The following is a 23,393-nucleotide window of genomic DNA, read 5'->3' on the forward strand; positions in this document are numbered from 1 at the left end:
ATCGAGTTAAATCGTTTTGTCGATTTCTCAATGCCTGTGAGTGTCCACACAGATTTGCTTGTTTATCTTGTTAAAGAGCAATCCCTTAGACGCTGCGGTCATCGGGTCAGGGCTGCGTATTCTACGCTTTCCTGCTGCGGCGTCAAGAGGTATTTACCATCTTTTTTCGCCTGTCGCTGAAAGGACTCAAAAGCCTCTTTTCTTCGACCCTGTCACGTCCTTCGCGTTGCCGCTGTGCCGTGTCAGTGGGAGCGCATTATAGGGAGCCTGAACTTTTGTGCAAGGGCTTTTTAAAAGAAAACTGCTGTTTTTGGCTTACTTGCTGAGAATTTGTCCTGACCTGCCACTTTTTAATCTTTATAATGGCGAAAACCATTCATTTAAGGACTTTTTATGGCCAATTCTCTCAGATCTTACCAAGGTACCAAGCCAAAGTTGGCCGAAGGCGTCTATGTTGATGAAGCTGCGGTTCTGGTAGGTGACATCTTTTTGGATCAGCACGCCAGCGTTTGGCCCATGGTGGCTGCCCGGGGTGACGTCAATCATATTCGCATCGGCAAACGCAGCAGTGTTCAGGATGGCACAGTCCTGCATGTTAGCCGTAAGTCTCCGGCCAACCCCGAAGGACACCCGCTGCTCATCGGCGATGATGTCACCATAGGGCACAAAGCCATGCTTCACGGTTGCAAGGTAGGTAATCGAGTATTAGTTGGCATGGGAGCCATTATTTTGGATGGCGTCATCATCGAAGACGATGTGATTTTAGGTGCAGGTTCCTTGGTGCCTCCCGGTAAGGTACTAAAGAGTGGCTTTCTCTATATAGGCAGCCCGGCCAAACAAGCCCGCCCCTTGACCGAGGCCGAACGCCAATTTCTGCCACAATCGGCAGACAACTATGTCCGCCTTAAAGATGAGTACCTGGCCGAGCAAAGTAGTACTGACTAAGAAAGTTATACTGACTCAGGTAACTCTATCTCACCTGAGTCATTGAAGCATTCCTGCTCAATCAGCGCCTCGGCTTCATCCTCGAAGTCGAAGCGCCACTGTTCAAACAGGCTCAGGATCTCTTGCTCTTCGAGAACAACCTTGCCACTTATTTGCTGCATACGTTGTAAGCCAACATAACAAGGAATATTGACCCCTTGCTGCTGGGCCATAAACTTGAGCCTGTTTGATTCGGCTTGCCACTGACACAAGTCGCTGAAGATGATCCCCTGATTCATGAGGCCTCTCCTTTTAATTCTTGCCGCAGACTCTCGAGTACAGGCTTAACTTTGGGCATGACACCTCGCCATAAATAGAAACTTCTAGCCGCCTGTCCCACCAACATTCCTAACCCATCCAGTGTTTTTGCCGCCCCTTGCTCGGCAGCCCAGCAATTGAACGCGGTTGTTTGTGCCGAATACATCATGTCGTAGCAATAGCTATGATTGGCAACCACGGTTACGGGAATATCCGGCAACTCACCATGTAAACTGGCTGAGGTGGAATTGATAATGAGATCATAACCCTCATAGAGTTCATTTCGCCTCAACGCCTGTAATTGCTGTGGCGCAATAGCCGCCAGCACCTCGGCCTTACTGTATGTTCTATTATAGATATCAATATGGCCGACACCGGCCGCCAACAGAGAAAGCAGACAACCCCTGGCAGCCCCACCAGCGCCGAGCAGCAAGACCTTTTTATCCTTCAGTATCAGGTAACGACTGAGATCGGCCACCAAGCCGTAGCCATCGGTATTGTCACCCCGAATTCTGCCATCATCCAGTTTAATCAGGGTATTCACTGCGGCGGCGGTTTCAGCTTCCTGACTCAACTCATCACAGAGTTGAAAGGCTTGTTCCTTGAAAGGCACAGTGACATTGGCGCCCATCCCCCCGGCAGCAAAAAAAGCCGTGACACTGCCGCTGAAGTCATCGATTGGCGCCAGAATCGCTTGATAGCTTAGGTTTTGCCCAGTCTGAACGGCAAAAGCTGCATGGATAGCGGGTGATTTACTGTGTTGAATGGGATTGCCAAAGACGGCATAGCTGTCGGTCATCTGTGCTCCAGAGCAATGGAAGATGTATCAGTCTACTCAGCGGCCCAAGGCCAGGCAAGGCTGCCGACCTATGGGGTTTTCAGTGTATACTGGCGCCAAAATCGACAACAAGATTCAACACAAAATGAACTGGCTAAAGAAAATTCTCAATCGTAAACCCGAGGCCGAGCGGGACCCCACTCAGTCCAACGCCTATGATCTGATTGGCGGCGACGAAACGATACGCGCCATAGCCAAGAGCTTTTATCAGCAAATGCAAACGCGGCCGGATACTCAGGAACTTTTGTCCATACATCAGGCTCCGCTGGCACAATCGGAACAGAAGTTATATGAATTTCTCAGTGGTTGGTTGGGAGGGCCTCAGCTGTATCAAGCCAAATATGGCCACCCGGCGCTTAGAGCCAGACATATGCCGTTTGCCGTTGATGAAAGAATGCGTGATCAGTGGCTGTTATGTATGAGGGCCTCACTGGAGGCCAATCTGAAGGTTCCCGAACACAGAAAGGTGATTTTCAATGCTATCGCTCAGTTAGCAGACCATATGCGTAACCAATAAGCCAAAGAAAGGCTTATTGGTTACCCTTACTAACTATTCGGTGAGCCAATCCCTGGGATGTAAAAAATCACTGTAGAGCCTTGCTTCGGCAGAGCCGGCTTCGGGTTCATAGGCGTATTGCCAGCGAACCAAGGGCGGCATCGACATGAGTATTGACTCGGTTCGGCCGCCGGTTTGCAGCCCAAATAGAGTTCCTCTGTCATAGACCAGATTGAACTCTACATAGCGACCACGGCGATACAGTTGGAACTCACGTTCACGCTCGCCATATTCGGTATCCTTACGCCGCTCAACAATGGGGGCATAGGCAGATAAGAAGCCATTTCCAACAGCCTTCATGAAAGCAAAGCACTGCTCAAAGCCACCTTCATTGAGGTCATCGAAGAAGAGGCCACCGACACCGCGAGTTTCGTTTCTGTGCGGCAGGAAGAAATACTCATCGCACCATTTTTTGTACTTGGGGTATACCGCTTCGCCGAAAGGCTCGCAAATCGCTTTGGCTTGCTGATGCCATTCGCGTACGTCCTCAAGGAAGGGGTAATAGGGGGTCAGGTCGAAGCCACCACCAAACCACCAGACGGGATCGGCACCTTCTTTGCGGGCAATAAAGAAGCGCACATTGGCATGGGTAGTAGGAATATAGGGATTACGCGGATGGATAACCAGTGAAACCCCCATAGCTTCAAAACTTCGTCCGGCCAACTCAGGCCTGTGTGCCGTTGCCGAGGCAGGCATGGCCGCGCCTTCTACATGGGAGAAGTTCACCCCGGCCTGTTCAAACACGTCACCGCCGTTAAGTACCTTACTGATACCGCCACCGCCCTCGGCCCGTTTCCAGGCATCGGTAGTAAACTCAGCTTTGCCGTCCAGTCGTTCCAGTCCTTCACAAATCTGTTGTTGCAGTTGCATCAAGAATGCTTTTACCTGGTGAGAATCAGGTGCCGTCATGCTCGCTCCTTCTTGCTTGGAATTATTAGCCATTACGCAGGATCTGGCCGCTGCGAATATCTATGATGGTGGAAGGTTGGCGCTGCTGCCCCAACTCTCCTTCGATAAGGGCATCTATCTGCCCGGCAAACGTTGTTTCAATATCATTCACTGTCAGAGCCGGCGACTCACCCGCCAAGTTGGCACTGGTGGATACCAGCGGCTTGCCCAAGGTATCACACAACTCCCGAACAACCGGATGGGCCGACACCCTGACGGCAATAGAATCAAAATGACCACAAAGCAGTTGGCTCATTCCCTGACGCACCGGCATAACAAAGGTAAAAGGTCCGGGCCATTTGGCAAACGCCTGCTGCAGTTGTTCATCACTCAGTTGAGACTCGTCCAGATAGGGTTGCAACTGCCGATAGTCACTGGCAACCATGATAAGCCCCTTGTGCCAGGGACGCTGTTTGATGTCGAGAATTCGGGAAACGGCGGCTTCATTATCGGGATCGCATCCCAAACCATAAACAGCTTCGGTGGGATACGCTATGACCCCTCCATCCAGAAGCAGTTGCTTACTCCTGGCGGCGAGCAAGTGCAGCATTGAGAGTACCTTTTATAGAGACAAAGACGGCTGAGCGCCCTCGGCGACAGCGGAGGTGATTATAGTCACATATTGAGCCGGATCACAGAGTTCGCTTGTACTTACATTCCTTACGGGGACATTCCAGTCTGTCGCCGGCAGCGCCCTTGCGCTCTACCAGAATACCGAAACCGCATTCAGGACAAGCCTCTGCCCGAGGAGGAAAATTCACCAGAAACTTGCACTTGGGGTAGTTGCTGCAAGCATAAAAGCTCTTGCCGAACTTACTGGTTCTATGCTCAAGCACTCCGCTATTACACTGAGGACAAGGCACTTTTTCAGCCTCTTCCTGCTGATCGTGTCGCTCGATATGGGTGCATTGCGGATACTGGGTACAACCAATAAAAATACCAAAGCGCCCCGACTTGACCGCCAACTCGTGACCACACTGGGGACACTCGGAGCCGGGAATAGGCTGGGAGTCGATGGATTCGTGCTGCACCAAAGGCCGGGTGTAATCGCACGCTGGATAATTATTACAGCCAATGAAACCACCATGCTTACTGTGGCGCACGGAGAGCTCACTGCCGCACTTGGGACAAAGTTCATATTCTTTTTCGAGCGCGTGCGCCCGAGCATTGAACAACTGCTGGTCTATCTTGGCCATGACACATCTCGCTGTTAAAAGAGTTAGGCGAACATTTTACCAGCGCCACACGGATAAAGGGAGTCGAGTTGATGACCACACTCACTGAAAGACTCAGCCGGCAAGAACAGATAGTGAAATAGCCTTCACTTCAGGAAAAAGTTACATAGGTTGGAAACTGTCGTGGTCTTTTTCAGAAAGGCTTATCGCTCTCTTTTGCGGAATGATAAAAATTGAAGTATTCAGACAATGGGGAAATGAAGATAACTGCAGCCAAAAAGATTGCCCAACTTTCTAAGAATATCCTGAAAGCGAATTGAATTGATACCGGCCAAGACAGGCAATAACGGCACATATATCTTGCAGCTGCTCTTTTTGCTCAAGAATCTCAGCACATCTCGTTTGGTGCCAGAGCGATATAAAACCACTTCACATTAGCCATACTATCCGTGCTGAGATTGTCGAATGTAAACTGCCGTTCAGGAGTGTAATCGACCTTCTTCTGGTTGCTCGAAGATAAGATCTTCCATCTGCTCATAGGCAGACTCATTACCGGGCGCATTAAACAATACCATCAGAATCAACCACTTGAGGTCTTCCAACACCATAGCTGGCTCGTCCAATTCCATCACCCTATCGATAACCATTTCCCGGGTTTGCACATTCAATACCCGAATCTGCTCCAGGAACAATAGGAAACCACGGCACTCGACGTCCAGTTTCTCCATTTCATCTTTGGTGTAGATGCGGAAGGAATGTTGAGTATGCCCTCTAAGGTAGGGAGTATCGCTCTCCTGCAGTTCGGCCAACCGCTCAAGCCAGGAAAGCGCCTTGATGATTTCGGACTGATGGAAACCGGCACGGGTGAGTTCTTTGGTCAACTCATCTTCGTCGACCAACATTTCAACTTCACTATGAACATAGTTTTCAAACAGATACATGAGGATATCAAACATGGCTATTTCCTCTTAAGTCTAACGTAACCACCGGGTACTGCGGCAACCCAACCTTGCAACTCAAGTTCAAGCAATTGTTCCAACACCAGATCCAACGTTATTCCACTATGCTCAACCACCACATCCAAAGGTGTGGTCTCATAATCTACACTAGCTAACAGCGTTTTAAATGGCAACTCAGAGTTCTCACTTGGTTTTATATGGTGACTCTTGCGCAAGTCTTCAAGGTGGCAGCTACATAAAGGCGCCAACTCTTCCACTATATCGGCCACCGACTCCACAAGTTTTGCCCCATTACGAATTAAATCGTGGCATCCCTGGTGTTCATCGCCCATAACTGAACCTGGAACTGCAAAAACCTCTCGACCTTGCTCTGATGCCAGGCGAGCACTGATCAGTGAACCACTGCGCCGACGAGCTTCTACCACCAAGGTTCCCATTGCAAGGCCGCTGATTATACGGTTTCGTTTGGGAAAATTCCCGGGAAATACACCGACGGAGGGCCAAAGTTCACTGATAACTGCACCATGTACTTGAATATCATCATAAAGAACCCTATGCCTTCGAGGGTAAATTTCGTCAATTCCGGTACCTAGTACCGCAATGGTTTTGCCGGTTGCCGATAAGGCTCCCCGGTGAGCTGCGCCATCTATGCCGGCAGCCATACCACTGCATACGCTGATGTTCAAGGCATCCAGTTCGGCGCCCCACTGCCAGGCAAGCGACAAACCGGCGCGGCTGGCATCTCGGCTGCCGACCATGGCCAGCGCGGGTTGCAGCAGGGTTTCAACCTGTCCTTTGACGAACAAAATCGGAGGAAAGTCAGGAATATGTTTCAAGAGAGGCGGATAAAAAGGATCGTCAGGACAGATTAGATATCTGCCCTCTGCACCCTGCTGCCATTGCAAGGCTTGGTCAACTTTTTCAGGAGCCAACTCCAAGCGTTGGAGCTGTGTCTGGTTTATTGGCAAAGACTGGGGTTCATGTTCCAGCCTCTGTCTCAACTCAGCCACATCCATGTGCAAGAGTAATTGCCTTATCCGGAGGGGTCCCAGTCCAGATACCGCAGCGACAACCAGCCAATCAACCAGACTATTATGCGTCATTCACCTTTCAATAATGTGTCAGGCCTGACCAAAAGGTCATCTACCCTGACAGGGCTTTCATTCACCATGATGAGCCCGAGAGCTGTCTTGTCGAATACCTTAAACACCATGACCTGACCGCGATAGAGATCCGGCAGCTTAACGGCATTGTCTGAGCCCATCTTGGCCATCAAGTTATCGTAAGCGGAGCGTTCGGTCGGCGGCACCGGGATACCCTCGCCGTTGATCACCACCTCGGCACCGTCCTTATAGATAGAGAACACATCGCCGGGCTCAACACCTTCACGGTTGCCCCGGTCCAGATAAAACACATCCAGTTTACCCATGGCGCGAATTTTACGTTCAGATGCCAACACCTTGGCGCCCTCTAAATCACTGGCCTTGGGAATAAAGTAGGCTGACAATAAGGAGTCATCCTCTATCGCCAACACTCGGAAACCGGCTTTGGTTTCACGGAAATTGTTAAGCAGCTTCACCTTGGAAATTTCACCCGATTCCACCACTCGGCCGCTGGCACTGAGGATCACTTCCTGACCCAGCAACTCGCCGCTTTCCTTATTGGTAAATTCGCGCCCGGGCTGATACATCCCGACCTTATCGCCCTGTGGCAGATTGGCCTGGATATAAATAATGTCGTCCATCACATGGTGACGGGAATCTCTTTCCCCCCCCAGCACCATAGGTTGTTCCTTGAACCACTCAGGGTCGACCACCCGGTTCTGCACCAGATAGGGCTGGATCAAAGCCAAATCCACCGCGGGAATGGCGCCACCTTTGGGCTGAGCTCTTCCGGCGGGACTCTTGCGAACATGAGGTTTATTGACCAATCTGGGTTCACCATCAATAAACACCAGCGTCAATCGATCGCCGGGATAAATAAGGTGTGGATTGGCTATCTGGGGATTGGCGCCCCAAAGTTTGGGCCAGCGCCAGGGGTCTTTGAGAAACAGTGCCGATATATCCCAAAGGGTATCGCCTTTCTTGACCACATAAGTATCAGGATGACCGGGTTTTAATGTCAGGGTATCTGCTGCAACGAAGGTGCAATTAAATGTCAGTAACGCGAGTAAAATTAACCGTTTCATGGGGGCTTCCATGTTGTCTGGCTCATTAGTAAGAGCTTTTGCTGTTATTGATAGCCGCTAAGGATTAAAATTAACGCAATAGCACAAGTCAGTATAACCAACTGGCACGGATTTGACAGACTTGTTAAGAGTTTATCTATGACCATGTTAAAAGTATTACGATTCCCCGACGAGAGATTACGCACGATTGCCCAGCCCGTGACAGAATTTGATTCTGCGCTGCAGACGCAAATCGATAATATGTTCGAGACCATGTACGAAGAAAAGGGTATTGGTCTGGCCGCAACTCAAGTCGATTTTCATAAGCAACTGATAGTGATGGACTTACAGGATGACGTTGAACGTCCAAAAGTCTTTATCAACCCCCAAATTATCAGTGCCAGCGGTGACTTCTGTAATGAAGAAGGTTGTCTGTCTGTACCCGGTATTTATGCCAAGGTGGACAGAGCCGAATTTATTACCGTGACGGCACTCGACCGAGATGGCAATGAATTTACTATTGAAGCAGACGGCTTATTTGCCATCTGTATTCAGCATGAGATGGATCATCTAAAGGGCAAGCTTTTCGTTGATTATCTGTCACCACTGAAACGTCAGCGGATCAGACAAAAGCTGGAAAAAGCGGCACGTCAGGAAGCGAAAGCCTGAATCAATCCCGAATAATTAGGATCTATTTTGAAACCACTGAAGATCATTTTTGCCGGTACTCCGGACTTTGCAGCGCGCCACCTGCAGGCGCTGCTGGACTCAGAGCATCAAGTCATCGCCGTCTATACCCGAGTGGACAAACCCGCCGGAAGAGGCCATAAACTCACCCCCAGCCCGGTCAAGGCGCTGGCGCTGGAACACGATATTCCTGTCTATCAGCCCAAATCACTGCGCCACGAAGAAGCCCAGCAGGAGCTGGCAGCTCTGGGAGCCGATATCATGGTGGTGGTCGCCTATGGCCTAATCCTGCCATTGGCAGTATTGCAGGCTCCCCGCCTGGGATGCATCAATGTTCACGGCTCCATTCTGCCGCGCTGGCGCGGTGCGGCGCCTATCCAAAGGGCATTGTGGGCCGGGGACAAAGAAACCGGGGTCACCATAATGCAGATGGATGTCGGTTTGGATACCGGCGATATGCTGCTCAAGACCTCGCTGCCGATAGCCGATGACGACACTTCAGCAACCCTTTATGAAAAACTGGCCCAACAGGGACCGGAAGCACTGATCCAAGCTCTGCAAGGTCTGGCCGAAGGCAAGCTAACCGCCGAGCCGCAGGATGAATCACTGGCCAACTACGCCGAAAAACTCAGTAAAGAGGAAGCCCGCCTCGACTGGCATAAAGCTGCCCGCAACCTGTGGCAGGAGATCCGCGCCTTTAATCCTTGGCCGGTGAGCTACTTTGAATGCCAGGGACAAAATATCAAGGTCTGGCAGGCCGAAGTGGAAGAATCAGACGAGCAGTTTGCGCCGGGCACTGTGGTGCGCGCCGACAAGCGAGGATTAGCCATTGCCACTGCCGATGGCTTATTAGTGTTGAAAAAGGCGCAACTGCCAGGGAAAAAGCCGCTGGATATCGCCGATATTCTCAACGCCAGGGGCGAATGGTTCCAGCCCGGTAAGAATTTGGCTCAAGCATCATGAGGCAGAATCTCAGAGCCCTTGCCGCCAAGGCCATCTTTCAGGTACTGGAACGGGGCATGTCCCTCTCTGTTGCCCTGCCCGAACAACAACAGCAGCTTCACAGCGGCAAAGACAAGGCGCTTTTGGCCGAACTTTGCTATGGCGTAATGCGCACCCTGCCACAACTGGACAAGAGAGTCAGCGACTGCCTCAGTAAACAGTTCAAAGGGAAACAGCGTATCGTCCACCAGCTGCTTCTTGTGGGTTGTTACCAATTGTATTTCACCCGGATACCGGCCCATGCAGCTATTTCGGAAACTGCTGAAGCCTGTCGTCAGCTGAAGTTTGAAAACCTGGTCAAGGTAGTCAACGGCGTTTTACGCAATATCCAGCGAGACAATAGTCCACTGGCCACAGATAACCCTGTGCTGGAACACAATACGCCCAACTGGATCCTCAAGGCGCTCACTGCCGCCTATCCGGAAAACTGGCAACAAGTGGTGCAGCAGAGTCACCAGCGGCCGCCACTGTGGCTGCGCAACAACCGTTTATCCCAAAGCCGTGAGCAATATCTGCAACACTTGGCTGAAGCCGAAATTGCCGCCACTCCAGGTCAGGGGGAAGACAGTATATTGCTCGAGCAAGCCTGCGATGTCACCACTCTGCCCGGCTTTAGCGAAGGCTCAGTGTCTGTACAGGATGGTGCTGCTCAATGGGCCGCCGCCCTGCTGGCACCTCAAGCGGGCGAAACCATTCTCGATGCCTGCGCCGCTCCGGGAGGCAAGAGTTGCCATCTGCTGGAGCTGTGTCCGGACATAGAACTGGTGGCGGTCGACAACGACAACAAACGGCTGCAGAGAGTTGCCGAGAACCTGCAAAGGTTGCAACTGAATGCCAAGTTGGTGCACGGCGATGCCGCAAATATTGCTTCATGGTGGCAGGGTGGCAAGTTTGATCGCATATTACTGGATGCTCCCTGCTCGGCTACCGGCGTTATTCGGCGCCATCCGGATATCATGTGGCTGCGTAAGCCGCAGGATATTGAGGAGTTGGCCAAGGTGCAGCAACAGATATTGGATCATTGCTGGCAGTGGTTAAAGCCAGGAGGTGTACTGTTATACGCCACCTGCTCTATCCTGCCACAGGAAAACCGCGATCAAGTTGTCGCCTTCCTGGAGCGTACGCCGGATGCCCGGCTGGAAGCTATCACTCAGGCAGACCAGCCAGATGCGATAGGCTGGCAAATCTTGCCCGGACAGGACAATATGGACGGGTTTTATTACGCGCGAATCGTTAAGTCGAAACTTCAGGGATAAGACGAGGCCATGAAAATAATCATCTTGGGCGCAGGTCAGGTCGGTGGCACCCTTGCGGAAAACCTGGTGGGTGAAAACAACGATATCACCATAGTCGACAGTGACAGAAACCGCCTTAGGGCACTGCAAGACAAATATGACTTGCGGGTGGTTGTCGGTCACGGAGCCCATCCCGGCGTCTTGAAAGAAGCCGGCGCCGAAGATGCCGATATGCTGATCGCTGTAACAAACAGCGACGAATGCAACATGGCCGCCTGTCAAATTGCCTATACCCTGTTTGGCACACCAACCAAGATAGCCCGTATTCGCTCAGAGCAGTATTTGGGGATGCAGGATAAACTGTTTATCGACAGTGAAACCAAGAGTAATGAGCCTCGTACCCGGGGGGGGTTCATCATAGATGAGCTGATAGCTCCCGAGCAGTTAGTAACCGCTTACATACAACGCCTGGTAGATTATCCTGGGGCTTTACAGGTTCTGGAGTTCGCCGAAGGCAAACTGAGCCTGGTGGCTGTTCGCGCCTATTATGGTGGCCCCTTGGTGGGCAACGCGCTGGCAACGCTGCGCGAACACATGCCGAATATTGATACCCGGGTGGCGGCTATTTTCCGTCAGGGACGGCCGATTATGCCCAGGGGAACCACCATCATAGAAGCCGATGATGAAGTGTTCTTTGTCGCTGACAGTCGCCATGTACGGGCAGTGATGAGTGAGATGCAGAAGCTGGATAACAGCTACCGCAATATCATGATCGCCGGTGGCGGTAACATAGGTTTGGGACTGGCCAAGAAACTGCAGCGTAATCACTCGGTCAAGCTGATAGAACACCGTCAGGACAGAGCCGAAGCACTGTCAGAAAAGCTGGAAAATACCACGGTATTCTGCGGCGATGCTTCCGATCAGGAACTCTTGATGGAAGAGCATATAGATCAAACCGATGTGTTTATCGCCGTCACCAACGACGACGAGGCCAATATCATGTCAGCGCTATTGGCCAAGCGCATGGGCGCCAAGAAAGTGATGGTGCTTATTCAGCGTGAAGCTTATGTCGATATCGTTCAGGAAGCCAATATCGATATCGCCATTTCGCCGCAGCAAGCCACTATCTCGGCCTTGCTAACCCATATCCGTCAAGGGGATATCTGTAACGTATACTCACTGCGTCGGGGTGCCGCCGAAGCGATTGAAGCCATAGCCCACGGTGACTCCAGCACCAGTAAAGTCGTAGGTAAACAGATAGGCGAAATCAAGCTGCCGCCTGGCACTACCATAGGTGCCATAGTCCGCGATGATGAAGTCTTAATGGCCCACGATAAAACAGTTATCGAACAGGGAGACCATGTCATTCTCTTTCTGGTGAACAAGAAGTTTATCGGTGAAGTGGAAAAACTGTTCCAGCCGAGCGCGTTTTTCTTCTAAGGCTCTGGCCATGCTGAATTTTCGCCCACTGCTATTCATCCTAGGCCTGTTTTTATCCATGCTGACGGCCTTTATGTTTATTCCACTCTTCTTCGCTCTGTTTTACGGTGAAGAAACAGTGGCAGCCTTCATGGCATCGGCACTGGTCACAGGCACAATCTCCAGCCTTTGTATGCATAGGGGCCAGGGACAAAAACTCAATCTGAATATCCGCGACATGTTCCTGCTGACCAGTCTCACCTGGTTTATCGTCAGCCTATTCGCCGCCATGCCTTTTACCCTGTATCACGGTATTGGCTATACCGATGCCTTCTTTGAAACCATGTCGGGGATCACCACGACAGGATCCACAGTATTATCCGGCCTGGATAGCATGGATCACAGCATTCTCGTCTGGCGTTCGCTGTTGCAGTGGCTCGGTGGCATAGGCTTTATCGTGATGGCGGTGGCCATTCTGCCGTTTCTCAACGTGGGGGGAATGCGGCTATTTAGAACTGAATCCTCAGATTGGTCCGAGAAGGCCATCCCTCGCACCCAGAGCTTGGCCAAATACCTGTTTCTGGTTTATCTGGGACTGACAGTATGCTGCGGTTTGGCTTATCACCTGGCAGGGATGAACTGGTTTCAGGCGCTGAATCATGCCATGACCACACTCTCCACTGGAGGCTACTCGACTTCGGACAGTTCCATGGCGGCCTTTCCCGAAGCTGCGCACTGGGTCGGCGTGGTATTTATGGCTGCCGGCGGCCTGCCGCTGCTGATGTTTGTCCAAAGCCTGCAGCAACGTAGTATCAAGGTGTGGAATGATGCCCAAGTAAAAGGCTTTATTCTTTTTCTGCTGCTGGTGTCTTTCTCTCTGGCCTATTGGCTCTACAGCTCGCGGGAAATAGCTTTTATTGATGCCCTGCGGCTCTCGAGTTTTAACGTAGTTTCCGTGGTCACAACCACAGGCTATGGTCTGACTGACTACGGCAGTTGGGGGGCACTGGCAAATATCGCCTTTCTATTCCTGATGTTTGTCGGCAGCTGCTCAGGTTCAACCTCCGGCGGTATCAAGATATTCCGCTTCCAGATAGCCGGCGCCATCATGCGTGAACAATTGAAGCAGCAGTTTCATCCCAACGGTATTTTCCGCGAGCGCTACAACAACCGACCTATCAACGAAGAAATTGTGCGCTCCCTGGTGACCTTTGCGCTGCTGTTTATGCTGGTTATCGTGATGCTGACACTGGTGTTGGTGCTTTGTGGTCTGGATCCTATCACCAGCCTTTCCGGCGCAGTCACGGCAGTGACCAATGTCGGCCCAGGACTCGGCCCGGTTATTGGCCCTGCAGGCAACTTTTCCAGCTTGCCGGACTTGGCCAAATGGGCGCTGTCGATAGGCATGTTACTGGGCCGCTTGGAGATCCTTACCGTTGCCGTATTGTTCCACCCCAGTTTCTGGAAATACTGACAACCCCTCTATAGGTGAATATTATTCAACTGTAGATAATCGGCTTGTAAGACATACATACGTTTGACATCCGAGTATTGGCCGTTGATAAAGATCTCCTGTACCAAATGGCCTTCCTCTTTAAAACCGCACTTTTGATAGAGCTGCAACGCCTTGTCATTCTCCAGTGCCACATGCAGATAAACCTTGTATAGGTTAAGTATGGTAAAGGCGTAATTGAGCGCCTTGTTGACCATAGGTCTGGCATAACCTCGCCCCTGAAACTCCGGCGCTATAATGATCTGAAACTCGGCGTTACGATGAATGTCATTGATCTCCACCAACTCAACCAGGCCTATAGTCTGCTGCTGAGCATTTTCTGCGATAAAGCGTCGCTCCGTCTTGTCATGGATATGCTTGTTGTAGAGCTCTTCAAGCTCATCAAACGACTCATAGGGCTCTTCAAACCAATAAGCCATAATAATGCGATTGTTATTTAACTGATGAATAAATCTCAGGTCTGTTCTTTCCAGCGCCCGCAGGCGAATCTCACCGTCATTCATGACACCTCCTAAAAGTCATACAATAAAGCCGCCCATATTAAGTGGGCAACAGGCAAACAAAGCTTGCCTTGCAGTCTTTTCAACACATACAAAAAAGCGCAGTACCATGACTGCGCTTGGAAAACATCGGCTCTATCAGGATGCCAAATCACTCAAATACTCGGCATAGCGCTTTACATCTTCCCAGTCCGTGTAGTCGATAACCGTCTTGGGATCGGTTGGGCCGCCGGTCATCTTCATGATCAACCGGATCATAAAGCTATCCAGCCAGCCCCAAGAGGGGTAGTCCACCTTACCGGCGATAATCTTCACATCCTTGGGTTTCCAATCCGACAGAGCAATAAACTTCTGCAGATACTTGTTGTTTTCCGGTATTCGTTTCTCCGGTTTGCGGGCCACCACATTAACAGAGAAAAAGCTGAGCCCTTTTTCTGTCAACACCTGTTGGTGTTTGCTGCAAAAAGCGAACACACTCTTGTCGTAGGTGCCATAAAGCACACAAGCACCGAGTACCACGGCATCATATTTTTGCCAGTCGATGTTTTCCGCCTCGGCCGCAGCCAAATCCATGCTGTCACACTCATGACCCAACTGCTGTAGTCTTTCAGCTATACAGCGACTGATCTTGGCAGTGTGGCCACCACGGGAGAAGTAGAGCACAAGAATGGATTTCATAAGTTCGCCTATTGAGTGTCTGTAACTTAAATTGTGTGGCTTGTCGCCCAGATAGAACAAGTTGAGAGATCACATAATCGGCTTCAACTCTTAAGAATATTGCCGCAAATCGCGCTGAATCGGTAGTTTTCAGGCTAGAATTGCGATCCAGATAAAAGACTGATGATTGTACTCATCCCCCTATTCAATTAGAATAACCTAATCAAAAGGCGAAGAGGTTCCAAGCTGATGCAAAAAGATATTGATATCGCAGCCATGCTTTCCAATGCGGAAAATGCTGCCAAATGGCTCAAGGCCATCGCCAACCCTTATCGCCTGATGATCCTCTGCCTACTGTTGGATCAGGAGCTGAGCGTTACTCAATTGAATGAAACGGTTCCGCTGAGCCAATCTGCGCTGTCACAACATCTGGCAGTACTGCGCGCCGAAGATCTGGTGGCAACCCGCAAGAGTTCGCAGGTTGTTTACTACTCGCTCAAGAATCAACAGGTCACCGAGGTCATTTCTATTCTGCACCGTAAGTACTGCGCTTAGGGAAGGTGCGAACAAGTCCCATGTGTGCTCTGCGTCGGCTTACGGGCCTGGATGCAAGGCATGGTTCGCAGCAAATGGCCCTAGTCCTTTGCAAGAAGCACAACACAGCAGGCAGGCCTGTAAGCCACGCCCTTAGGTCTTAAAGCTCGGCAAACTCGGCAGCAAACGCTTTCACCCGCTGCCAATCGGTAAATTCATAAGTACCGCTGATATCAGTTGGCCCCTTGGTTATCCACATGATCAGCCGAATCATGCTACGGTCAAATAAGCCGTAGTTAGGATAGGCTATCTTGCCGGCAAACACGCCTTGCAACTGTGGCTGCCACAGGGATAACTGCAAAAACTTCTGCATATAAGGGTTGGTTTCCGGGGTATTCTTTTCCGGCTTACGAGCGACTACATTGACGGTAAAGAAGGCATTCTTCTTGGCATTCAGCAGCGCATGGTGGTGGTTGACGAAACGGTACAACTCCGGCCTATGCTTACCATAACGTATGCTGGCACCCACAAGGATTTTATCGAAAGTCTGCAAAGGCTCAGCTTCCGCCTCAGCCAACGATACCATAGAAACTGTCTCACCCACTTTGCTCAATTCATCGGCCATCATCTGGCATATCGCCTTGGTCTGGCCATCAACGGTCGAATAAATAATCAGAGTTTTGCTCATCAGTTCTTCCAGAAAGTCGGGGTAAACAACACCAATAAGGTAAAAATTTCCAAGCGCCCAAACAACATGGCAACCACAAGCACATACTTGGCGCCATCACCTATGCTGGCGTAATTGCTGGCAACTTCACCTAGGCCAGGCCCCAGGTTGTTAAGGCAAGCTGCGGTGGCGCTGAAGGCCGTTATCGCATCCATTCCCATGGCCATCAGGATCAGCATACAGATGACAAATACCAGCGCATAGGCGGAGAAGAACCCCCAAACAGCATCTATTACCCTATCCGGCAACGCCTTGGAACCGATACGAATGGAGAACATGGCCCTGGGATGAATTAGACGCTTAAGCTCGCGCGAGCCCTGCAACAGCAGTAACACCACGCGGATAACCTTGATACCGCCGGCTGTAGAACCACCGCTGCCGCCGATAAAGCTGGAAAACATCAACAGAATAGGCAGAAACAGCGGCCAAACATGGAAGCTCTCGGTGCCAAAACCGGCTGTGGTGGAAATGGATACCGCCTGAAACAGCGCATGATCCAGAGTTTGCTCCGGTGAATCATAGATACCCGAGTGATACAAGGTGGCGAAACAGATGGCAGTCAGCAGTAACTGAATAGCGATAAGCGCCTTGAATTCAGCATCACGAAAATAAACCTTGAAGTTGATCCCCCGGCGGGAAAACGCTGCGAAGTGCAGGCTGAAGTTCACTGCCGCAATCAGTAAAAATACCACGCAAATCAAATTGATGGTCGGGCTTTGAAAATAGCCCATGCTGGCATCATGGGTGGAGAACCCACCAATAGCGATAGTAGAAAATGAGTGACTGATGGCATCGAAGGCACTCATACCGGCGAGCCAATAGGCGCCGGCACAGGCCAAGGTCAACATCAGATAGATATACCAGAGCGTCTTGGCGGTTTCGGCAATCCTGGGGGTCATCTTGGAGTCTTTGACGGGCCCGGGGATCTCAGCCCGGTAAAGCTGCATCCCCCCAATCCCCAACACCGGCAGAATAGCTACCGCCAACACAATGATCCCCATACCACCGAGCCATTGCAGGAGGTGACGATAAAAGAGTATCGCCTTTGGCAGGTTATCCAGGCCGACTATCACAGTGGCTCCTGTGGTAGTCAGCGCCGAAAAAGACTCAAAAATACTGTCGGCTAACGACAAGTCCGGCTGTTTCGATAGTAAAAAGGGCAAGGTACCTATGGCACCAAGTACGGTCCAGAACAGCACCACGATCAAAAAACCCTCTCGGGTCTTGAGTTCTGCCTTATGGTGGCGATTGGGATACCAGAGCCAGAAACCGATAAATAGACTGATAAAGAAGGCTTTGATAAAGGCTGTACCACCGCCGTCTTCATAGATAAGGGCCACCAATGCCGGGGGCAGCATAGTGATGGAGAAAAGCCCTATCAGTAACCCGGTAATACGGGTAATCGTTCGGTAATGCATGCCGCTTTTCAATCAGTCCATTAGCCAATAAAAACTCAGCATTGTCGCACAAGTTATCAGAGTGTTCACTGTGAAAAATCTATCTTTAGTTGTCCTTGGCTCATGGGAGCCAACTCTTTATTGATACTCTCGGTAACAGATAGGGGCACGGCCAGTGTCAGGCGAATATTGTCAGTAAACTCCCGCTCTTCTATCAACACATCGAGCCTCTGCAACAGATGTTCGACATCGGGCAGTTGGTCGTAACGGCAAACCAAACTGCCTTTTTCCCTGAGCATTTTGGTCTTGGTCGCCAGCCGAGGCATCATCTGCTTGAGCCCGCTACTGTAGGCACGAACCAGCCCACCCACACCCAACTTGGTGCCGCCATAGTAACGCACGACAACGGCGCCAATCTCACCTATGCCAGCACCCTGCAAGACCGCCAACATAGGGCGACCGGCACTACCACCCGGCTCGCCGTCATCACTCGACCCCATGGCCGACAGCCCCTTGGGTGCACCACAAATAAATGCCTGGCAATAATGACTGGCACCGGGATAACGCTGCTTTATCTGTTGTAGTTGCTGTTTAAACTCTTCTGGCGAATGGCAGGGAAATACCAAAGAGATAAAGCGGCTATGCTTTATCTCCTCTTCATATTCCAGCTCTTCTGCCGCAATGGGATAACTTTCAATCAATGAGACCTGACTCTCGAGTCATATTTTCGTTACTATGGGCGTGGATTATGACATTGTCTTCAATACGGATCCCACCAAACGGGCGTAAACTGGCTACCAGATCCCAATCCACCAACGCCTTGCGGCCATCTTGCCTGAGTGGCGCCAACAGGCTATCGATGAAGTAAAGTCCTGGTTCTATGGTTACTACATGCCCGGGCGCCATAGTCCTGGTGCAGCGCAGAAACGGATGCTCCTCAGGAGGGGCCACATGGGTGCCGCGTTCGTCATTGAAGAAACCACCGACATCATGCACCTGCAATCCCAACATATGCCCCAGCCCGTGAGGGAAAAAAGCCCGGGTAATACCCTGCTCCAGCAGCATCTCTTTCGAGCCTCTGGCCAGGCCGACTTCAAGTAACAGAGTCGCCAGCTGTTGATGAGCCAGCAGATGCAGCTCAGTATAACGTTTGCCGGGTCGCAAGTGTTCAATCAGTTGAAGCTGCAGTTGATTCATCGCCTGGATAAGATCGTGGAATCGATTTTTTTCAAAAGCATAGGTACGGCTGATATCGGCAGCATAGCCGTGGAAAGAGGCTCCGGCATCGATCAGAAAAGACAACCTCTGCTGTGGGCTTTCATGCTCCAACGCAGTGTAATGCAAAATAGCGGCGTTTTGGTTGAGGGCTATAATATTGCCATAGGGAATCTGATTCTCCCCTTGTGCTATGGCACTCAAGTATTGCTGCTGGATTTCAAACTCACTGGCACCACTGTAGAAGGCGTTCTTGGCCGCGCGATGGCCCTTGACCGCAATACGATTGGCCTGACGCATACATTCCAACTCGTAATCTGTCTTACAGGCACGATAAAAGTGCAGGTAGCTCATTACAGCTTCAGGGTTACAGTTATTAAACCCAAGCACAGAAGCCACTTCCAGGTGTTCACCTATATAGGCCCAGTGACCTTCGGCCACAGGCAGGAGCTCTGCCACCTTATCGGCCTTGGTCAAAATACGGATATCAAAGCTGTCACACCAGAAGCTTTGCGGCAGATCTATCACCTTGTGCCAGAAGTCTTCGGGACGGTAAAAGATCAGCACAGGCTTGTCGCGACCATTGACCAGCAGCCAACAATGAGGCGTTTCCAGTAAAGGCACCCAGGCCTTGAAATGGGGGTTCACCTTGAAGGGGTAATCGATATCGTCCAGAAACTGCCTGTGGGGTTGACCCGAATGAATTGCCAAACCAGACAGTCCCTCACGAGCACAAATCTCGGCAACCCTTTGATTAAGAGTGTTTATATGTGATTGATAATGCTGAGCCAGTTGCATAATAAGCCGTTCCTGTTATCTGAAATCAAGGTTCCCCTTGCCATTGGACGCTGTTCACAGTTACAACAAAAGCCAATGTGCAGTGTATCACAAAGCTGAAATTTGCAGCTAACCGACAAGCAATTAAACGATCGTTTAAATTGGGTGTTGTATTTTTCCTTTTTTCGAAGCACACTGAGCAACAACTGGTCAAATGATGGCCTGAGCTGCCCTACTCCTAAGCAATAAGGATGCAAGCAATGATCTACCAAAATTCGATGATTCAAGTTGAGTTACTCGAGAATAATATCGCCCGCCTTTGCTTCAATGCCGAAGGATCGGTAAACAAATTCGACCGCGCCACCCTGACCTCTCTGGATGAGGCGCTGGACGCCATCAAAGCAGAGTCCAGCGTGAAAGCACTGCTGCTGACATCGGCCAAAGCTGCCTTTATTGTCGGCGCCGACATTACTGAGTTCCTTGGGTTGTTCGCTCAGGAAGATGAAGTACTCTTGTCATGGTTGCAGCAAGCCAATGCGGTATTCAACAAGCTGGAAGACATGCCTTTCCCAACCGCTTCTGCCATCAATGGTTTTGCCTTGGGCGGTGGTTGCGAAACCATATTGGCCACAGACTTCCGCATTGCCGACATCAATGCCCGAATCGGCCTGCCGGAAACCAAGCTGGGGATCATCCCTGGATTCGGTGGCACAGTGCGCCTGCCCAGAGTGATAGGTGCAGATAATGCATTGGAGTGGATCACCACAGGCAAAGACCAACGCCCGGAAGCCGCTCTCAAAGTCGGCGCAGTAGATGCCGTCGTGGCTCCAGAGCAACTCCAGGCCGCAGCACTACAGATGCTACAGGACGCGCTGGCGGGCAAACTCGACTGGCAGAGTCGCCGTCAACGTAAACAATCGCCACTGACACTGCCCAAGCTGGAAGCCATGATGTCGTTCACCACAGCCAAGGGTATGGTGTTCTCTGTTGCCGGCAAGCATTATCCGGCGCCAATGGCGGCGGTTAACGTAGTGGAAAAGGCAGCCGGTCTGGGGCGTGAAGAGGCTTTATTGGTAGAACATCAAGCCTTTATTCAACTGGCCAAAACAGATGTGGCCAAGGCGCTGATCGGCATCTTCCTCAATGACCAACTGGTCAAAGGCAAAGCCAAGAAAGCCGCCAAACAAGCCAAAAATATAGAACAAGCCGCGGTATTGGGCGCAGGCATTATGGGCGGCGGTATCGCCTACCAAAGCGCCAGCAAGGGTACGCCGATTGTTATGAAAGACATAGCGCAGAAGGCGCTGGATCTCGGCCTTAACGAAGCGGCCAAGCTACTGACGGCACAGGTAGAGCGTGGTCGCTCCACCCCGGCCAAGATGGCCAAAGTACTCAACAACATCACCCCATCACTCGACTACAGCGCCGTCAAAGACGCCAACATAGTGGTCGAAGCGGTAGTAGAACATCCCAAGGTTAAGGCGACTGTGCTGGCCGAAGTCGAGCAGCAGCTAGCTGCCGATGCCATCATAGCGTCCAACACCTCAACCATCTCTATTAACCTGCTTGCCAAGAGTCTGAAAGACCCTTCCCGCTTCTGCGGCATGCATTTCTTCAACCCTGTGCACAAGATGCCACTGGTGGAAGTGATCCGTGGCGAACACAGCTCGGAAGAAACCATCTCCTCTGTAGTGGCCTATGCCAGCAAGATGGGCAAGACGCCGATTGTGGTCAACGACTGCCCCGGCTTCTTTGTTAACCGGGTACTCTTCCCCTATTTCGCCGGCTTTAATGGCCTACTGGCCGATGGTGCAGACTTTATCGCCGTCGACAAGGTGATGGAGAAACAGTTTGGTTGGCCTATGGGCCCGGCTTATCTGCTGGATGTAGTCGGTTTGGATACCGGCCATCACGCCCAGGCCGTCATGGCCGAAGGCTTCCCGGACCGTATGGGCAAAACAGGCAAAGATGCCATAGATATCATGTTTAACCATGAGCGCCTGGGGCAGAAGAACGGTAAAGGTTTCTACCAGTATTCTGTGGATAAGCGTGGTAAGCCGAAGAAAGACAAGGATCCTGTCAGCTACGAATTACTGCAGACCGAATTCGGTGAACTCAAAGAGTTCAGCAGCGATGAAATCATCGCCCGCACCATGATCCCCATGATTATTGAAACCGTACGCTGCCTGGAAGAAGGCATAGTCGCCACCCCGGCCGAAGCCGACATGGGTCTGGTGTATGGTCTTGGCTTCCCACCATTCAGAGGCGGTGTGTTCCGCTATCTGGATACCATGGGCGTTGCCAACTTTGTCGCCCTGGCTGACAAATACGCCCACCTGGGGGGACTCTACCAGGTGACCGATGGCATGCGTGAACTGGCAGCCAACAACGGTTCTTACTATCAGGCCTAATTTGCGGAAAGGATTTTAACCATGAAACAAGCAGTTATCGTAGATTGCATTCGTACACCCATGGGCCGTTCCAAGGCCGGTGTATTTAGAAATGTTCGTGCAGAGACACTCTCTGCCGAGTTGATGAAAGCCCTGCTGGTACGTAACCCCCAGTTGGATCCCGGCACCATAGAAGACGTTATCTGGGGCTGTGTGCAGCAGACTCTGGAGCAAGGTTTCAATATCGCCCGTAATGCCTCTCTGCTCGCGGGTATCCCCAAGCAAGTTGGCGCAGTTACCGTAAACCGTCTCTGTGGCTCCTCCATGGAAGCCATTCACCAAGCAGCCAGGGCCATCATGACAGGCATGGGTGACACCTTCATCATTGGTGGTGTTGAACATATGGGTCATGTTCCCATGAGTCATGGGGTCGACTTCCACCCTGGCCTGGCAACCCGGGTTGCCAAAGCAGCCGGTATGATGGGACTAACGGCGGAAATGCTCGGTCGCATGCACGGTATTAGCCGTGAAATGCAGGATGAGTTTGCCGTTCGCTCGCACAAACGTGCGCATGCAGCCACAGTTGAAGGCCGTTTTGCCAGAGAGATCCAGGCTATCGAAGGCCATGATGCCAATGGTGCCTTGATCAAAATAGATTATGACGAAGTGATCCGCCCTGAAACCAGTATGGAATCACTGGCGGGCCTGCGCCCCGTGTTTGACCCGGCTAACGGCACAGTTACCGCTGGTACCTCTTCGGCCCTGTCCGATGGCGCATCTGCCATGCTGGTGATGGAAGAAGAGAAAGCCAAGGCGCTAGGACTGCCTATCCGAGCTCGCATCAAGTCGATGGCGGTTGCCGGTTGTGACCCATCAATCATGGGCTATGGCCCGGTTCCAGCCACACAAAAGGCACTGACTCGCGCAGGTCTTAGCATAGCGGATATCGATCTGGTTGAGCTGAACGAAGCCTTTGCCGCGCAGTCTCTGCCTTGCGTGAAAGACCTAGGTCTTATGGAGTTGGTCGATGAGAAGGTTAACCTCAACGGTGGAGCCATCGCTTTGGGTCACCCTCTGGGTTGCTCGGGAGCCCGTATCTCCACCACTTTGATCAATCTGATGGAGAGTAAAGACGCGACTTTGGGTCTGGCAACCATGTGTATTGGTCTCGGCCAAGGTATTGCCACTGTATTTGAGCGTGTCTGAGTAAATATCGCCAACACAGAGGGGCATAGAAAAGCTGCCCTTCTCAATGAAAAACCGCTTATTCCTTAAGCGGTTTTTTTATGTAAAAGCTGTTTATCCTCATCACAGAGATAACCCTTTAATTAACCTGATGTCCACAAATACGATGTTGGCTCTCTGACGATAAAGCGCTTTGATTTAATGAGAAGTAGAACCCCGTGCTGAATAACGAGTAAGACATTGTTCCACGTGGAACAATGCGGTAGAGCA

At 51.2% G+C, this 23,393-nt stretch carries 24 protein-coding genes; 10 read left to right on the top strand and 14 right to left on the bottom strand.

What is annotated here, in order from left to right:
• Positions 1 to 393: 393 nt before the first annotated feature.
• The gene (locus AYI96_RS17860) at positions 394 to 945 is read left to right on the top strand and encodes a gamma carbonic anhydrase family protein (RefSeq protein WP_101096730.1); all 552 of its coding nucleotides are present in this window, start codon (positions 394 to 396) and stop codon (positions 943 to 945) included.
• A gap of 5 nt (positions 946 to 950) precedes the next feature.
• Here the strand turns inward: AYI96_RS17860 and AYI96_RS17865 are convergent, their stop codons facing one another.
• A complete protein-coding gene (locus AYI96_RS17865; RefSeq protein WP_039035709.1) occupies positions 951 to 1,223 on the bottom strand; it encodes a DUF1488 domain-containing protein in 273 nt (90 codons plus the stop codon).
• Positions 1,220 to 2,041 carry a shikimate dehydrogenase gene (gene aroE / locus AYI96_RS17870; RefSeq protein WP_144362090.1) on the bottom strand — a complete coding sequence of 274 codons (822 nt, stop codon included), beginning with the start codon at positions 2,039 to 2,041 and terminating at the stop codon, positions 1,220 to 1,222. Before aroE ends, AYI96_RS17865 begins: the two co-directional genes overlap by 4 nt.
• A 124-nt stretch (positions 2,042 to 2,165) precedes the next feature.
• On the opposite strand from aroE, the gene AYI96_RS17875 reads away from it, so the two are divergent.
• Positions 2,166 to 2,597: a group II truncated hemoglobin gene (locus tag AYI96_RS17875; protein ID WP_144362108.1), complete on the top strand. Its 432-nt coding sequence runs from the start codon at positions 2,166 to 2,168 to the stop codon at positions 2,595 to 2,597.
• A 33-nt stretch (positions 2,598 to 2,630) separates the two neighbouring features.
• Here the strand turns inward: AYI96_RS17875 and hemF are convergent, their stop codons facing one another.
• From hemF to AYI96_RS17905, 6 genes are all read right to left on the bottom strand, one after another.
• The gene (hemF, locus tag AYI96_RS17880) at positions 2,631 to 3,545 is read right to left on the bottom strand and encodes an oxygen-dependent coproporphyrinogen oxidase (RefSeq protein ID WP_071476708.1); all 915 of its coding nucleotides are present in this window, start codon (positions 3,543 to 3,545) and stop codon (positions 2,631 to 2,633) included.
• A gap of 25 nt (positions 3,546 to 3,570) precedes the next feature.
• Positions 3,571 to 4,134 carry an L-threonylcarbamoyladenylate synthase gene (locus tag AYI96_RS17885; RefSeq protein ID WP_039035705.1) on the bottom strand — a complete coding sequence of 188 codons (564 nt, stop codon included), beginning with the start codon at positions 4,132 to 4,134 and terminating at the stop codon, positions 3,571 to 3,573.
• An 82-nt stretch (positions 4,135 to 4,216) separates the two neighbouring features.
• Positions 4,217 to 4,780 (bottom strand): type I DNA topoisomerase, encoded by a 564-nt coding sequence (locus tag AYI96_RS17890; protein WP_025889805.1) that lies wholly within the window; start codon positions 4,778 to 4,780, stop codon positions 4,217 to 4,219.
• A 458-nt stretch (positions 4,781 to 5,238) separates the two neighbouring features.
• Positions 5,239 to 5,715 (bottom strand): DUF494 family protein, encoded by a 477-nt coding sequence (locus tag AYI96_RS17895; protein ID WP_129979509.1) that lies wholly within the window; start codon positions 5,713 to 5,715, stop codon positions 5,239 to 5,241.
• A 2-nt stretch (positions 5,716 to 5,717) separates the two neighbouring features.
• Positions 5,718 to 6,734 carry a DNA-processing protein DprA gene (dprA, locus tag AYI96_RS17900; RefSeq protein ID WP_039035703.1) on the bottom strand — a complete coding sequence of 339 codons (1,017 nt, stop codon included), beginning with the start codon at positions 6,732 to 6,734 and terminating at the stop codon, positions 5,718 to 5,720.
• 83 nt (positions 6,735 to 6,817) lie between these two features.
• Entirely contained in the window at positions 6,818 to 7,918 is a 1,101-nt protein-coding gene (locus tag AYI96_RS17905; RefSeq protein WP_144362091.1) for a LysM peptidoglycan-binding domain-containing protein, read from the bottom strand.
• A 126-nt stretch (positions 7,919 to 8,044) separates the two neighbouring features.
• On the opposite strand from AYI96_RS17905, the gene def reads away from it, so the two are divergent.
• The 5 genes from def to AYI96_RS17930 are packed head-to-tail and all read left to right on the top strand — an operon-like array spanning position 8,045 to position 13,702.
• Positions 8,045 to 8,554, top strand: a complete 510-nt coding sequence (gene def / locus AYI96_RS17910; RefSeq protein WP_144362092.1) for a peptide deformylase — start codon at positions 8,045 to 8,047, stop codon at positions 8,552 to 8,554.
• Between the two features lie 27 nt (positions 8,555 to 8,581).
• The gene (gene fmt, locus AYI96_RS17915) at positions 8,582 to 9,535 is read left to right on the top strand and encodes a methionyl-tRNA formyltransferase (protein WP_071476707.1); all 954 of its coding nucleotides are present in this window, start codon (positions 8,582 to 8,584) and stop codon (positions 9,533 to 9,535) included.
• Positions 9,532 to 10,830, top strand: a complete 1,299-nt coding sequence (rsmB, locus tag AYI96_RS17920; RefSeq protein WP_144362093.1) for a 16S rRNA (cytosine(967)-C(5))-methyltransferase RsmB — start codon at positions 9,532 to 9,534, stop codon at positions 10,828 to 10,830. The genes fmt and rsmB overlap by 4 nt, the downstream gene beginning before the upstream one ends.
• A 9-nt stretch (positions 10,831 to 10,839) precedes the next feature.
• Positions 10,840 to 12,249 (top strand): Trk system potassium transporter TrkA, encoded by a 1,410-nt coding sequence (gene trkA, locus AYI96_RS17925; RefSeq protein WP_039035698.1) that lies wholly within the window; start codon positions 10,840 to 10,842, stop codon positions 12,247 to 12,249.
• A 10-nt stretch (positions 12,250 to 12,259) separates the two neighbouring features.
• Positions 12,260 to 13,702, top strand: a complete 1,443-nt coding sequence (locus AYI96_RS17930; RefSeq protein ID WP_039035697.1) for a TrkH family potassium uptake protein — start codon at positions 12,260 to 12,262, stop codon at positions 13,700 to 13,702.
• Positions 13,703 to 13,710: 8 nt separating this feature from the next.
• Here the strand turns inward: AYI96_RS17930 and speG are convergent, their stop codons facing one another.
• Together speG and hemG (AYI96_RS17940) are read right to left on the bottom strand one after the other, a co-directional pair.
• Positions 13,711 to 14,244 (bottom strand): spermidine N1-acetyltransferase, encoded by a 534-nt coding sequence (gene speG / locus AYI96_RS17935; protein WP_039035696.1) that lies wholly within the window; start codon positions 14,242 to 14,244, stop codon positions 13,711 to 13,713.
• A 135-nt stretch (positions 14,245 to 14,379) separates the two neighbouring features.
• The gene (hemG, locus tag AYI96_RS17940) at positions 14,380 to 14,919 is read right to left on the bottom strand and encodes a menaquinone-dependent protoporphyrinogen IX dehydrogenase (RefSeq protein ID WP_039035695.1); all 540 of its coding nucleotides are present in this window, start codon (positions 14,917 to 14,919) and stop codon (positions 14,380 to 14,382) included.
• 228 nt (positions 14,920 to 15,147) lie between these two features.
• On the opposite strand from hemG (AYI96_RS17940), the gene AYI96_RS17945 reads away from it, so the two are divergent.
• Entirely contained in the window at positions 15,148 to 15,453 is a 306-nt protein-coding gene (locus AYI96_RS17945; protein WP_039035694.1) for an ArsR/SmtB family transcription factor, read from the top strand.
• Positions 15,454 to 15,592: 139 nt separating this feature from the next.
• Here the strand turns inward: AYI96_RS17945 and hemG (AYI96_RS17950) are convergent, their stop codons facing one another.
• From hemG (AYI96_RS17950) to pepQ, 4 genes are all read right to left on the bottom strand, one after another.
• Entirely contained in the window at positions 15,593 to 16,120 is a 528-nt protein-coding gene (gene hemG / locus AYI96_RS17950) for a menaquinone-dependent protoporphyrinogen IX dehydrogenase (protein ID WP_039035693.1), read from the bottom strand.
• Positions 16,120 to 17,577, bottom strand: a complete 1,458-nt coding sequence (locus AYI96_RS17955; protein ID WP_039035692.1) for a TrkH family potassium uptake protein — start codon at positions 17,575 to 17,577, stop codon at positions 16,120 to 16,122. Before AYI96_RS17955 ends, hemG (AYI96_RS17950) begins: the two co-directional genes overlap by 1 nt.
• A 65-nt stretch (positions 17,578 to 17,642) precedes the next feature.
• Complete coding sequence (locus AYI96_RS17960) at positions 17,643 to 18,257, bottom strand: YigZ family protein (protein WP_039035691.1); 615 nt, start codon at positions 18,255 to 18,257, stop codon at positions 17,643 to 17,645.
• Positions 18,250 to 19,572: a Xaa-Pro dipeptidase gene (gene pepQ / locus AYI96_RS17965; RefSeq protein ID WP_071476704.1), complete on the bottom strand. Its 1,323-nt coding sequence runs from the start codon at positions 19,570 to 19,572 to the stop codon at positions 18,250 to 18,252. Before pepQ ends, AYI96_RS17960 begins: the two co-directional genes overlap by 8 nt.
• Before the next feature lie 236 nt (positions 19,573 to 19,808).
• Between pepQ and fadB the strand changes: the two genes are divergently transcribed.
• Positions 19,809 to 21,959: a fatty acid oxidation complex subunit alpha FadB gene (gene fadB, locus AYI96_RS17970; RefSeq protein WP_144362094.1), complete on the top strand. Its 2,151-nt coding sequence runs from the start codon at positions 19,809 to 19,811 to the stop codon at positions 21,957 to 21,959.
• Positions 21,960 to 21,980: 21 nt separating this feature from the next.
• A complete protein-coding gene (fadA, locus tag AYI96_RS17975; RefSeq protein ID WP_044735608.1) occupies positions 21,981 to 23,144 on the top strand; it encodes an acetyl-CoA C-acyltransferase FadA in 1,164 nt (387 codons plus the stop codon).
• The last annotated feature ends 249 nt before the right edge of the window (positions 23,145 to 23,393 follow it).

The organism is Shewanella sp. MSW (assembly GCF_007636515.1).
In the GTDB taxonomy this organism is placed as follows: Bacteria; Pseudomonadota; Gammaproteobacteria; order Enterobacterales; family Shewanellaceae; genus Shewanella; species Shewanella indica.